The 12,649-nt window shown below is 67.4% G+C and carries 10 protein-coding genes; 7 read left to right on the plus strand and 3 right to left on the minus strand.

Annotated features, from left to right (window positions below; translation table 11 throughout):
• The 5 genes from BDIM_RS13975 to BDIM_RS13990 all read left to right on the plus strand — a co-directional run.
• Positions 1-884, plus strand: an 884-nt coding sequence (locus BDIM_RS13975; protein ID WP_040346269.1) for a dihydrolipoamide acetyltransferase family protein, incomplete at its 5' end; no start/stop codon positions are given.
• A 1-nt stretch (position 885) separates the two neighbouring features.
• Positions 886-1,380, plus strand: a complete 495-nt coding sequence (locus tag BDIM_RS17650) for a hypothetical protein (protein WP_143276782.1) — start codon at positions 886-888, stop codon at positions 1,378-1,380.
• On the plus strand, positions 1,377-1,829 hold the full coding sequence (locus BDIM_RS13980) for a hypothetical protein (RefSeq protein WP_040346272.1): 453 nt from the start codon (positions 1,377-1,379) through the stop codon (positions 1,827-1,829). The genes BDIM_RS17650 and BDIM_RS13980 overlap by 4 nt, the downstream gene beginning before the upstream one ends.
• Complete coding sequence (lpdA, locus tag BDIM_RS13985) at positions 1,826-3,223, plus strand: dihydrolipoyl dehydrogenase (protein ID WP_003166246.1); 1,398 nt, start codon at positions 1,826-1,828, stop codon at positions 3,221-3,223. Before BDIM_RS13980 ends, lpdA begins: the two co-directional genes overlap by 4 nt.
• Positions 3,224-4,148: 925 nt before the next feature.
• A complete protein-coding gene (locus tag BDIM_RS13990; protein WP_003166247.1) occupies positions 4,149-4,505 on the plus strand; it encodes a YciI family protein in 357 nt (118 codons plus the stop codon).
• A 3-nt stretch (positions 4,506-4,508) separates the two neighbouring features.
• On the opposite strand, the gene BDIM_RS13995 is transcribed toward BDIM_RS13990, so the two are convergent.
• Both BDIM_RS13995 and clpB read right to left on the minus strand, forming a co-directional pair.
• Positions 4,509-4,844, minus strand: a complete 336-nt coding sequence (locus BDIM_RS13995) for a GIY-YIG nuclease family protein (RefSeq protein WP_003166249.1) — start codon at positions 4,842-4,844, stop codon at positions 4,509-4,511.
• Between the two features lie 242 nt (positions 4,845-5,086).
• Positions 5,087-7,672, minus strand: coding sequence for an ATP-dependent chaperone ClpB (clpB, locus tag BDIM_RS14000; protein ID WP_003166250.1), 2,586 nt, complete (start codon positions 7,670-7,672; stop codon positions 5,087-5,089).
• 182 nt (positions 7,673-7,854) lie between these two features.
• On the opposite strand from clpB, the gene BDIM_RS14005 reads away from it, so the two are divergent.
• Positions 7,855-8,487, plus strand: coding sequence for a LysE family translocator (locus tag BDIM_RS14005; RefSeq protein ID WP_003166251.1), 633 nt, complete (start codon positions 7,855-7,857; stop codon positions 8,485-8,487).
• A 16-nt stretch (positions 8,488-8,503) separates the two neighbouring features.
• Here the strand turns inward: BDIM_RS14005 and BDIM_RS14010 are convergent, their stop codons facing one another.
• Complete coding sequence (locus BDIM_RS14010; protein ID WP_003166252.1) at positions 8,504-10,780, minus strand: outer membrane beta-barrel family protein; 2,277 nt, start codon at positions 10,778-10,780, stop codon at positions 8,504-8,506.
• A gap of 164 nt (positions 10,781-10,944) precedes the next feature.
• Here BDIM_RS14010 and BDIM_RS14015 point away from each other — a divergent pair.
• Positions 10,945-12,649: BCCT family transporter (locus BDIM_RS14015; RefSeq protein WP_248601220.1), on the plus strand; the 1,705-nt coding region annotated here is incomplete at its 3' end.

The raw sequence follows: 12,649 nt of genomic DNA on the forward strand, positions 1-12,649 counted from the left end.
AGCGCCCGTTGGCCTCCCCCGCCGTGCGCAACCGCGCGCGCGATCTGGGAATCGACCTGGTCTTCGTGCCGGGCAGCGGCCCTGCCGGCCGCATCGAGCACGCCGATCTGGACGCCTTCGTCGCGCGCGGCGGGACCATCGCCCCGGCTGCGGCCTCGGGCGGCTCGCTCTACGCCAAGGCCGAGGGAACCAACGAAGTCCGCATCATCGGCCTGCGCCGCAAGATCGCGGAGAAGATGGCCGAGAGCGTGCGTCGCATCCCGCACATCACCTATGTCGAGGACATCGACATGACGGCGGTGGAAGAGCTGCGCGCCCACCTGAACGCCCAGAACAAGGGCACCGGCCGCGCCAAGCTGAACGTCCTGCCCTTCATCGCCCGCGCCATCGTCGTGGCCCTGAAGGATCAGCCGAACATCAACGCCACCTATGACGACGAGGCGGGCGTGCTGACCCAGCACAACGCCGTGCATCTGGGCATCGCCGCCCAGACGCCGAACGGCCTGATGGTCCCGGTCGTCCGCCACGCCGAGGCGCGCGACGCCTACGATACGGCCGAAGAGATCGCCCGCGTCTCGGGCGCCGCCAAGGACGGCAGCGCCAAGCGCGAGGAGCTTTCCGGCTCGACCATCACCATCACCTCGCTGGGCACGCTCGGCGGCGTGGTGCACACGCCCATCATCAACCACCCCGAAGTCGCCATCGTCGGTCCGAACAAGATCGAGGAGCGCGTCGTGGTGCGGAACGGCCAGATGGTCGTGCGCAAGATGATGAACCTGTCCTCCAGCTTCGATCACCGCATCGTCGACGGCCACGACGCGGCGGTCTTCGTGCAGAAGATCAAGACCCTGCTGGAGAACCCGGCGACCCTCTGGATGAACTAGGATGAAGCGCAGCGCGGCTATAGCTCTGACGATAGCCGCGCTGTTGGCGGCAGGCGAAACCAACGCCTGTACGCTTCTCCCTCTGAACTTCACCTTCCTTACCGCCCCCGCAGCATTCGAAGCTGAGGTCGCCGAAGTTCGACGGGTGCGGCCCAGAGAGTGGGAAGAAGGCATAGGTCCCGTGTACGTGGCCAATTTTCGACTTACTGGTCCTGCCCGCTTACGAACCGTGCCAAGCTATCGCTGGGCTACGAAGGATGATTGCGGACCGATTTTCCCCGTGAAGGAAGGTCAACGCGTCTTGCTGCTACTCGAAGCTGATCCAGCGGAAGCCCAACGTCTCTTCGCCGAGATCATCACGCCCTCCCATGGCGAAGATCCACCCGCGCCCGCCCCCATGAACGGATCAGCTTATAGCGCCCCCATGGAAGTGTATCCGTACACGAACGATCTCTCCAGAATTCAGAATCTCCTAGAGCGCTATCAACGCGAATGACCCAGCTTCTGAAAACCAAAGTTCTGATCATTGGGTTCGCCCTCGCCGCTCTCAGTGCGACCTCCGCCTGGGCCTGCATTCCTGAGCCTCCGCCTCACTGGCCTTCGCTTCTGCGCGCCGATGGTCCAGCACTCTTCATCGGGCGCGTGACCATGGTGGAGCGACTGCAGGAACCTCGTCGCACAGCGACCCTGGAAATCTCGGAATCCAAGGCCACTATCGAGCGTCTGGAAGCAATCCAAGGCCAGCCCAAGCCGACCTATGCCCTGACGGCAGCCGAGAGCGTTCGTCGCCTTGGTGACTACGCCGATATGGTCTGCGTCGATTTTCAGCGCGTGAAAGTCGGCGACCTCGTGCTCGGGATGGAAACCCCGAACGGCGCCGTACGCCTCTTTGAACCCCATCAAATTCCTCCTGAATTCACCTCTCGCATTGAGGCCTATCGTTGACCCAGACCCTGAAAACCAAAGTCCTGATCATCGGCGCCGGGACCGGCGGCTATGTCGCAGGCATCCGTTGCGGCCAGCTGGGGCTGGAGACCGTGCTGGTGGACGCGTCGCCGGGCCTCGGCGGCACCTGCCTGAACGTCGGCTGCATTCCGTCCAAGGCCATCATCCACGCGGCGGGCAAGTTTGAGACGGTGGCCAAGGCCGCCGGCGACGGCACGCTGGGCATCACCGCCTCGACCCCGGCCATCGACCTGTCCAAGACGGTCGAGTGGAAGGACGGGGTGGTCAAGAAGCTGAACGCCGGCGTCGCCGCCCTGTTGAAGAAGGCCAAGGTCAAGGTCATCAAGGGCTGGGCCGACTTCTCGGACGCCAAGACCTGCACCGTCAAAACCGACGACGGCGACATCCGCATCACCGCCGAGCACGTCATCCTGGCCACGGGATCGGAGCCGGTCGAACTGCCCTTCCTGCCCTTCGGCGGCGACGTGATCTCCTCCACCGAGGCCCTGAGCCTGCCGGAAGCGCCCAAGAAGCTGGTCGTCGTCGGCGGCGGCTATATCGGCCTGGAGCTGGGCATCGCCTTCCGCAAGCTGGGCGCCGAAGTGGCCATCGTCGAAATGGCCGAGCGCATCCTGCCGCTCTACGACAAGGCCCTGACCGACCCGGTCGCCAAATGGCTGGAGAAGCACGGGGTCCAGCTGCTGCTCGGCGCCCGCGCGGGCGGTTTCGGGGACGGCAAGCTGAACGTCACCGACAGGGACGGCAATCCGATGCAGCTGGACGCCGACAAGGTGCTGGTCACCGTCGGTCGCCGCGCGCGGACGAAGGGCTGGGGCCTGGAGAACATGGGCGTGGCCATGAACGGCCCGTTCGTGAAGATCGACAATCGCTGCGCCACCAGCATGAAGAACGTCTGGGCCATCGGCGACCTGACCGGCGAACCCATGCTGGCGCACAAGGGCTCGGCCCAGGGCGAGGTCGTGGCCGAAATCATCGCCGGCCACGACCGCGTGTTCGACCCGACTGCGATCGCCGCCGTCTGCTTCACCGAGCCGGAGATCGTCTCGGCGGGCCTCGGCCCCGACGACGTGAAGGGCCGCGACGACGTGATCCAGGCGGTCTTCCCCTTCGCCGCCATCGGCCGCGCCCTGGCCATCGAGGCGGGCGAGGACGGCGGCTTCGTTCGCGTCATCGCCTCCAAGACCGACCACCGCCTGCTGGGCGTCCAGGCCGTCGGCCAGCACGTGTCGGAGCTGTCCAACAGCTTCGCCCAGATGCTGGAGATGGGCGCGGTGCTGGAAGACGTGGCCGGAACCATCCACGTCCACCCGACGCTGGGCGAAGCCTTCCACGAGGCGTCCCTGCGCGCCCTGGGCCACGCCATTCATATCTAAGGGCGCTATGCTCGGGTCGCGGACCCTCGCGACTTGAGCGCGTCTTCCTTCTCCCCCTGCGGGAGAAGGTGGCAGCCGAAGGCTGACGGATGAGGGGTCGCGCGGCGGTCTAAGCGCGGCCTTCATCCGACCTCGGAGAGACCCCTCATCCGGCCCTGACGGGCCACCTTCTCCCGCAAGGGGAGAAGGAACGCGTCTGTCCGCCTCGGCGTGACCGGGCGGCGAGAGGGCTGGGCGGGGCGCCGGGGCTTCGCCCGGAGAGAATTGAGCAATACCGTTTCGACGAAGGCCGACGCCCCGCGCGAAGAGTTGGACATGAGCTCGGGGCAGGCGCCGTTGTTCGCGGCTACCCCCGGCGCCCATGACGGGCAGGCCGCGCGACGACGCGGTCCTGGAACGGTCCGAGTAACCCCCTCGACCCTGGCCGGAGCCTCTCTGGCGGACGGGTCGAACGCCCCGTCGCTAGGCCCCGTCGGCTCCGCGTCCTGATGTCTGCGGCCGGTCGCGCTTGCGCACGGCTTGAGGCCGCGGAACGGCGTTGGAGGCGTTCGCCTCGTTCCGCCGCCCGCAGGACATCCTGAACCGCCCGCCCGAACCGTCGCCGCCTTCCGCTGGGGTTCCCCTTGCCCGGCGCGCGCGATGGGAGGCCGGCGATCCGACACGGACCCCGTTCTCTCCGCTCCCGCCGCCGCTTCGGTTCGCCGGCCGAGCGAGCCCTCCCCTGCGACGGGACGAGGGCCAGGATGCGGGAGGCGGGAGGTGGGGCGGGGAGATGAGGACGAGCGGGGCGCGGAGGCGGGAAATATCAGGCGCTGCGAAGCCTTGATGTGAAGGCCGGCGGATTTTCCTTCTCCCATAAGGGGAGGCTGCCCCGCTTGCCCACGGCCGACGAAAGACCGACCCTTTGCGCAAACGGGAGGCTTCGATGAGCGCGCAGACCCACTACCTGGCCGTCTTCACCAGCGACAAGACCGGCCCCAGATGGCGGGCCTGGCGCGCCATGAGCGAGGCCGAGCAGGCCGAGACGGCCCGCCTCGGCGTCGCCGCCGTCGCCGAATGGGAAGAAGCGCACCGCGACTCCATCGTCTTTCAGGGCGGCCCGCTGGGCCCGACCAAACGCATCGACGACGACGGCGAAGTGACGGACGTGGTCAACCTGCTGACCGTCTTCATGGTCGTGCGCGCCGACAGCCACGAAGCGGCGACCCGCCTGTTCGAGAACCACCCGCACATGAACCCCTTCCCCTGCGACGGGGTGGAGGTGATGCCGGTGCTGGGGTGAGGCTCAGTCGGCGCCCGGCGGCGGGGTCCAGTTCGGATCGAGGAACCAGTCGGCCGCGAGGTCGCGCCAGTCCGGGTTGTCCTTCTCGATCAGGGCCAACTTCCAGTCGCGCAGCCACTTCTTGATCCGCCGCTCGCGCCGGATCGCATCCAGCATCAGGGCGTGCTGCTCGAACCAGACCAGGCGGGTGCAGTCATAGGCGTCGGTGAAGCCGGGAAAGGCGCGCGTCCTGTGCTTCCACACGCGGCTTTCCAGATTGGAGGTCGAGCCCACGTAGAGCGTCCCGTTGCGCCCGCTCGCCATGATGTAGGTCGCGATGAAGGTGCGATGGGTCGCCATGCACACAGCCTATGCCGCTCCCCCTCTTTCGTCATCCTCCGGGCCGCGCGCAGCGCGGAACCGGGGGACCCAGCGGCGCCGAAGGCGATCTTAGCGCGGCCGCCGAGCGTGGATCTTTCGCGCTCCCGCGCGCCGCTGGGTCCCCCCGTCTGCGCCGCTGACGCGGCTTGCCGGAGGATGACGAAAGAAAAAAGGGGCCGCAATGACGCGGCCCCTTTCTCGGATCGACGCTGGAAGGCGCGTTAATGCACCCGCGCCTTCCCGATCTCCAGCCCATCGCTACCCGCTGACACGGCCACCACGCTGCCGTCCTCGATCTCTCCGGCCAGCAGTTTCTTCGCCATCGGGTCGACCAGTTCCTTCTGGATGACGCGCTTCAAGGGGCGGGCGCCGTAGACCGGGTCATAGCCCTTGTCGGCGAGCCAGGTGAGGGCGCTGTCGTCCAGGGCCAGCGTCAGGCGGCGGTCGGCCATCAGCTTCTCCAGACGCGCCAGCTGGATGCGGACGATGCCGCCCATCTGTTCGCGGCCGAGGCGGTGGAACAGGATGATCTCGTCGATGCGGTTCAGGAACTCGGGCCGGAAGTGGGCGCGGACCTGTTCCATGACCAGGGGGCGAACGGCCTCGACGTCTTCGCCTTCCGGCTGGTCGGCCAGAAACTGGCTGCCCAGGTTGGAGGTCATGATGATCAGGGTGTTCTTGAAGTCGATGGTACGGCCCTGACCGTCGGTCAGGCGGCCGTCGTCCAGCACCTGAAGCAGCACGTTGAAGACGTCGGGGTGGGCCTTCTCGACCTCGTCGAACAGGACGACCTGATAGGGGCGACGGCGCACGGCCTCGGTCAGGGCGCCGCCCTCGTCATAGCCGACATAGCCCGGAGGGGCGCCGATCAGGCGGCTGACCGAGTGCTTCTCCATGTATTCGGACATGTCGATGCGGGTGATGGCGTTGTCGTCGTCGAACAGATAGCCCGCCAGCGCCTTGGTCAGCTCGGTCTTGCCGACGCCCGTGGGGCCGAGGAAGAGGAAGCTGCCCAGCGGCTTGTTCGGATCGTTCAGACCGGCGCGGGCGCGGCGCACGGCGTCGGAGACGGCGGCCAGGGCCTCGTCCTGACCGACCACGCGGCGGCCCAGTTCCTCCTCCATCTTGAGCAGCTTCTCGCGCTCGCCCTCCAGCATCTTGTCGACGGGCACGCCGGTCCAGCGGCTGACGACCGCGGCGATCTGTTCAGCGTCGACGACCTCGGGCGTCAGGGGGGCGGCGACCGCCGCCGGGGATTCGGAATCCGCGAGTTGCTTCTCCAGTTGCGGGATCTGGCCATAGGCGATCTCTGAGGCGCGGCCGAGGTCGCCGGCGCGCTGGGCGGCGGCCAGTTCGGCGCGCAGGCGGTCAAGCGTTTCGCGCAGTTGCGCGCCCTGCCCCACCTTGTCCTTTTCCGACTTCCAGCGGGCGGTCATGTCGTCCGACTGGCCTTCGAGGTCGGCGATCTCGTCCTCCAGCTTTTCGAGACGTTGCTGCGAGGCGCTGTCGCTCTCCTTCTTCAGGGCCTCGCGCTCGATCTTCAGCTGGACCAGACGGCGGTCGATCTCGTCCAGAGCCTCAGGCTTGGAATCGACGGCCATGCGGACGCGCGAGGCGGCCTCGTCGATCAGGTCGATGGCCTTGTCCGGCAGGAAGCGGTCGGTGATGTAGCGGTTCGACAGGGTGGCGGCGGCGACGATGGCGCTGTCGCTGATGCGCACCCCGTGGTGGACTTCGTATTTTTCCTTGAGGCCGCGCAGGATCGACACCGTGTCCTCGACGGTGGGTTCCGAGACGAAGACCGGCTGGAAACGACGGGCCAGGGCCGCGTCCTTCTCGACGTGCTTGCGATATTCATCCAGCGTGGTGGCGCCGACGCAGTGCAGTTCGCCGCGCGCCAGGGCGGGCTTCAGCAGGTTGGAGGCGTCCATGGCCCCGTCGCCCTTGCCCGCGCCGACCAGGGTGTGCATCTCGTCGATGAAAAGCACGATCTGCCCCTCGGCGGCGGCGACCTCGTTCAGCACGGCTTTCAGCCGCTCCTCGAACTCGCCGCGGTATTTGGCGCCCGCGATCAGTGCGCCCATGTCGAGCGACAGAACCTTCTTGTCCTTCAGGCTTTCGGGCACGTCGCCGTTGACGATGCGCAGGGCCAGACCCTCGACGATGGCGGTCTTGCCGACGCCCGGCTCGCCGATCAGGACGGGGTTGTTCTTGGTGCGGCGGGCCAGCACCTGAATGGTGCGGCGGATCTCCTCATCGCGGCCGATGACCGGGTCGACCTTGCCGTCGCGGGCGGCCTCGGTCAGGTCGCGAGCGTAGCGTTTCAGGGCGTCGAAGCTGTCCTCGGCGCCCGCGCTGTCGGCGGTCTTGCCCTTGCGGATTTCGGCGACGGCGTCGTCCAGCTTCTTGGCCGTGACCCCGGCGGACTTCAGGGCTTCGGCGGCGGCGCCGCCCTCCTTGGCGATGGCGGCCAGCAGGCGTTCGGTGGTGACGAAGGCGTCACCCGCCTTTTTCGCAGCCTCCTCGGCGGCGTTGAAGACGCGGGCGGTGTCGCCGTCCAGATAGATCTGGCCCGAGCCGCCCGAAACCTGGGGCCGCTTCTTCAGCAGCCCCTCGGTGACGAGTTCGACGGCGGACGGGTCGCCGCCCGCCTGATCGATCAGCTTGCGGGCCAGGCCGTCGCGCTCCTCGAGCAGCACCTTGAGCAGATGCTCGGGCGCGAACTGCTGGTGGCGGCGGGCCAGGGCCAGCGACTGAGCGGACTGGACGGCCTGTTTGGCGCGGTCGGAATAGAGGTCGAGATTCATGTCGTTCGGTTTCCCCTCGGGAGGCGGATTTCGACTCAATGCGCCCTTTCACGAAGCGACGCCTTGAGCTGTCGCAAAGGAGGTGGGTGTGGCCTATGGGACACGCAAGAGGGCCGGCTCGCGATTGATGACGCCGCCCGTCCCGGCCTAGCGTGGCCGCAGGAAAAGTATGGAAATCGCCGATGCAGCCGCCCATCGATCCCACCGTGGTCGCGCCCTTCCTGGTCGCAGTCGCGCTGATGGAGCTGACCCCCGGCCCGAACATGGGGTGGCTGGCGCTGGTGTCCCTGTCGCAGGGGCGCGCGGCCGGGCTGGCCGCCGTGGTCGGCATCACCCTGGGCCTGACGCTGTGGATGGTCGCCGCCGCCTTCGGGCTGACGGAAGTGGTGCTGCGCTGGCCCGCCTTGTATCAGGCCATCCGCTGGGCGGGCGTAGGCTTCCTGCTGTGGCTGGCCTGGGACGCCTGGCGCAGCGCGGGCGACGGCGCGGGCGTCGCCCTGGTCGCGATGCGGCGACGCGCCCTGTTCCGACGCGGCCTGATCGGCAATCTGCTGAACCCCAAGGCCGCCTTGCTCTATGTGGTGCTGCTGCCCGGCTTCATGCGCCCCGACCACGGCTCGACTCTGGCGCAGGCCCTGACGCTAGGCGCGCTGCACGTTCTGGTCAGCGTCGTCGTCCACACGACCATCGTGCTGACGGCGGCGCGCGCGGGCGGCGCCCTGTTGACCCGCGCCCAGGGTCCGATGCTGCGCGCCGCCATGGCCCTGGGCCTGGTCGCCATCGCCGCCTGGACCGCCTGGGAGACGCGAGCCTGAGCGGGTCATATCCGCGTCAGCCGCCCGTCGGGCCGGTCGAGAAGTCGAACTGCTCGGGCTGGCGCCGCGGTCCTCCGCCGAAGGACCAGGTCAGGCCCAGATAGAAGGCGCGCAAATTCAGATCCTGGTCGAAACGCTCGCGGAACTGAGGCGTGTCATAGGTGGTGGCGCCGCCGAACGAGTTCAGGATGTCGCGCGCGGTGAACTGCAGGGACAGGGTGTCGTTCAGCTTGCGGCGATAGCCGAAGTTCAGCATGCCGCCGCTCTCGCGCGTGCCCTGGGCCAGAAGTTGATCGCCCTGCCAGAAGCCCATCAACTGCACGAAATCCTTAGGCGTGGCCTGCCAGTTCAAGCTGAGACGCCCTGTCAGCATCTCGCCCTCACGGTCGCGACCGCCCACGATGCCCGCAGCGTCGATCTCCTGACGGAAAGCGTTGATGCTGGCGTTGTAGCGCAGGGTCGGGTGCAAGCGGCCGCTGGCGGTCAGCTCGATCCCCAAGTCGCGCCGGGCGCCCAGGTTCTCGGGTCGCGTCAGCAGGACGCCGCCGCCCACATCGGCCGCCACGTCGGTGAAGGCCTTGGTCGTGTCGCGGAAGTAGGCTGTCGCCTGATAGAAGCTCTGACCGCGCCGCATCTGCCACATGGCCTCAAAGCTGTCGGTCTCCTGCGGCTCCAGGTCCGGATTGCCTGAACGCAGGTTCAACGGATCGCCATAGACGACGAAAGGATTCAACTGCGACGGCTGAGGCCGCTGGATTCGCCGCGAATAGCTGCCGCGCAGCGTCTGGGTCTCGGTCAGCTGATACTGCAGGTGGAAGGTCGGATAGGCGCGGAAATAGTCCTGGGAGGCGCGCACGGCGTTGGTGACGTCCTCGACCTCGATGTCCGCCTGCTCCAGGCGCAGTCCGAACTGGCCGGACAGCTTCTCGCCGAACGGCCGTTCATAGGTGGCGTATAGGGCGTGGACGATCTGCTCCGCCTCGAACCGATTGCTTTGCGACGGCACGAGGACCAGAGCCTTCTCGGACGGCCCGCGCCGCACCTCATTCTCCTGATCCGGCCGGGTGAGGTTCAGCTCATATCCCGCGCGCAGCTTGGCGCCCTCGCCCATCGGCCGGGTGTAGGCGCTGGTGAAACCGATTGTCTGCTGAGCGTTCAAACCCCGCTGAGCCTCATAAAAGGCCGGCTCTGTCGGGAGGCTGAAGATGTTGGCGGCTAGCGAGTCATTTTCATGGTCGTTGCGATCGTAGCGCAACTCATTCGACCATTCATGCCCCGAGGCGTCGAACTGGTGCAGCACCCGGCCCGTGACGCCCCAACCGTCCATTGCGAAGCCGCCCGAACCGTTGCGGGCGTAGGCGCGAGTCAGCGCCCCGGAGCCGTCGCGGGTTTCGAACAAGCCGCGAACGTCGCTGTCGACCTCGAAACGGTTCGCGCGCACCTCGCCGGTCAGCATGGTCTTGTCGGTCAACCGGTATTCGGCCGCCACCCGACCGAAGAAACCGCTCTGGGTCGAGTCGATGTTTTGAGCCGTCGTCGTCGTGCCCACGGTCGCGCCGGAGGCGTTGAGCTGTTCGCGCAGACGGTTGAAGGCCAGGCCCTGATCATCATGGCGATAGCTGAGATCGCCTGTCAGGGTCAGCTTGCCGCGTTGCCGCGAACCGCTGGCGCCGACGTTCCATCGCCCATTGTCGCCGACATTGGCGCGCAACGAGCCGGTCGTGACTGTCGCGCCCGACGCCCCCGCAGCCGCCGCGGCGGCCACCGCCGCCGGAACCGGCTTGGTGATCAGGTTGATGACCCCGCCGGAGCCCTCGGGACTGTAGGCGGCGGACGGATTGGTCATCACCTCGATGCGGGCGTAGCGATCGGCCGGCAGCTGCAGCACCGCGTCGGCGCGGTTCGGGCCCGACAGAATGGCGGAGGGACGGCCGTCGACCAGGATGGTGACATTGCCGTCGCCGCGCAGGGAGACGTTGCCCTGAGGATCGACATCGACCGAGGGCACGTTGCGTAAGGCCTCGGCCAGGGTGCCGGTCGCCGCTTGAAGATCGTCGGCCAGGCTGTAGCTGATCGAGTCGATCGACGTGCGGACATCATTGGAGCGGGCGCTGACGACGACATCGCCCACGGCCGCAGGCTGGTCATCCTTGTCAGCCTTTTGAGGCGGGCTCTGGACCTGCTGTGCGCGGGCGGCTGACGGCGACGCGGGTTGCGCCGTCTGAGCGAGAGCGCCTGCCGCAGGCAAGGCCAGAACGGCGCCCAACAAGGGCGCGAACTTGTATTTCTTCATATCTGGGCGTCCTCGCACGGACGTCCCTCAACGTCCTCCAGACCGCCGATACCAGCGCCACGACGCATAACCGAGTTACATCTTTTTCATTCCGAAGGCGGGTCTGTGACCCTGATGGAACCTTAAGCGTTGCCGTGCGCTTGGAGCCCATGCTGAGCTCAAAAATGAACCCTCGGGTCTTCTGGGGGGCCAGCGCCATCGCAGGCGGGCTGCTGCTGCTCGCCCTCATGGCGCCCGCGACGTCCGACCTGTTGTTCGGACGCGCCCAGGCCTGGGTGGTGGAGACTTTCGGCTGGTTCTACGTCGCTTCGGTCGCGGGCTTCATGCTGTTCGTCGCGGCGTTGGCCCTGGGACCGACAGGGCGGCTGAAGCTGGGGCCGGACGACGCCGAGCCGGACTTCCCCTATGTCTCCTGGCTGGCCATGCTGTTCGCCGCGGGCATGGGCATCGGCCTGATGTATTTCGCCGTCGCCGAGCCGGTCCAGCACTACATCGCTCCGCCCGAGGCGCAGCCCGGCACGCTGGAAGCCGCCCGCGAGGCCATGGTCATCACCTATACCCACTGGGGCGTCCACGCCTGGGCCATCTACGCCGTGGTGGGTCTGAGCCTGGCCTATTTCGCGCACAGGAAGGGACTGCCCCTGACCATGCGGTCCAGCCTCTATCCCTTGCTGGGCAAGCGGGTGAACGGCTGGCTGGGCGACCTGGTCGACATCTTCGCCATCTGCGGCACCCTGTTCGGCATCGCCACCTCCCTGGGCTACGGCGTGGCGCAGATGACCTCGGGCCTGAACTACGTCTTCGGCCTGCCCAACGACGTGATCATGCAGGTGGGACTGATCGTCGTGGTGATGGGCGCGGCGACGACCTCGGTGCTGACCGGCGTGGACAAGGGCGTGCGGCGGCTGTCCGAGCTGAACCTGTTCATCGCCGTCTGCCTGATGCTGTTCGTGCTGATCGTGGGGCCGACGCTCTTCCTGCTGCGGGCCTATGTGCAGAATTTCGGCCTCTATCTGGACCACTTCTTCGAGCGCACCTTCACCCTCTACGCCTATGAGCCGCGCGCCTGGATGGCGGACTGGACCCTGCTGTACTGGGCCTGGTGGATCTCCTGGTCGCCGTTCGTGGGCATGTTCATCGCCCGCATCTCACGCGGACGGACGGTGCGGGAGTTCCTCATCGGCGTGCTGCTGGTGCCGTCGGGCTTCACCTTCCTGTGGATGACGGTCTTCGGCAACACCGCCATGAGCCTGGACCTGGGCGTGGCGGCGGGGGCGATCTCGGACGCGGTGCAGGCGGACCTGTCGACGGCCCTGTTCCGTTTCTTCGAGTTCCTGCCTGGCACGGCGATCACCTCGGTCCTGGCCATCGCCCTGGTGGCGGTCTTCTTCGTCACCTCGGCGGACTCAGGCTCGCTGGTGATCGACACCCTGGCCTCGGGCGGGGCCGAGGAGACGCCGCGCTGGCAAAGGGTCTACTGGTGCGGAATGGAGGGGCTGACGGCGGCCCTGCTGTTGTTGGCCGGGGGCCTCGGCGCCCTGCAGGCGGCGACCCTGGTGGCGGCCCTGCCCTTCGCGGTCATCATGATCCTGGCCTGTTTCGGCCTGGCGCGGCAGATGAACGCCGACCTGAAGGGCGAGGCCGTCGAGACCGAGGCGCCGCCCCTGCGCGAACAGCTCAAGCGCATCCTGGCCCCGGCCAGCCGTCGCGACATCGACCGCCAGATCGCGCGCCACGGCGTCCCGGCGCTGGAAGAGGTGCGCGCCGCCGTCGCCGCCGAAGGGCTGGAGAACAGCGAGGTCCAGAGCGACGACAACGGCGTCTGGCTGAGAGTCGAGCACGCCAACGGACGGGACTTCCTGTATCGGC

Origin of the sequence: Brevundimonas diminuta ATCC 11568, assembly GCF_000204035.1 — a bacterium.
In the GTDB taxonomy this organism is placed as follows: domain Bacteria; phylum Pseudomonadota; class Alphaproteobacteria; order Caulobacterales; family Caulobacteraceae; genus Brevundimonas; species Brevundimonas diminuta.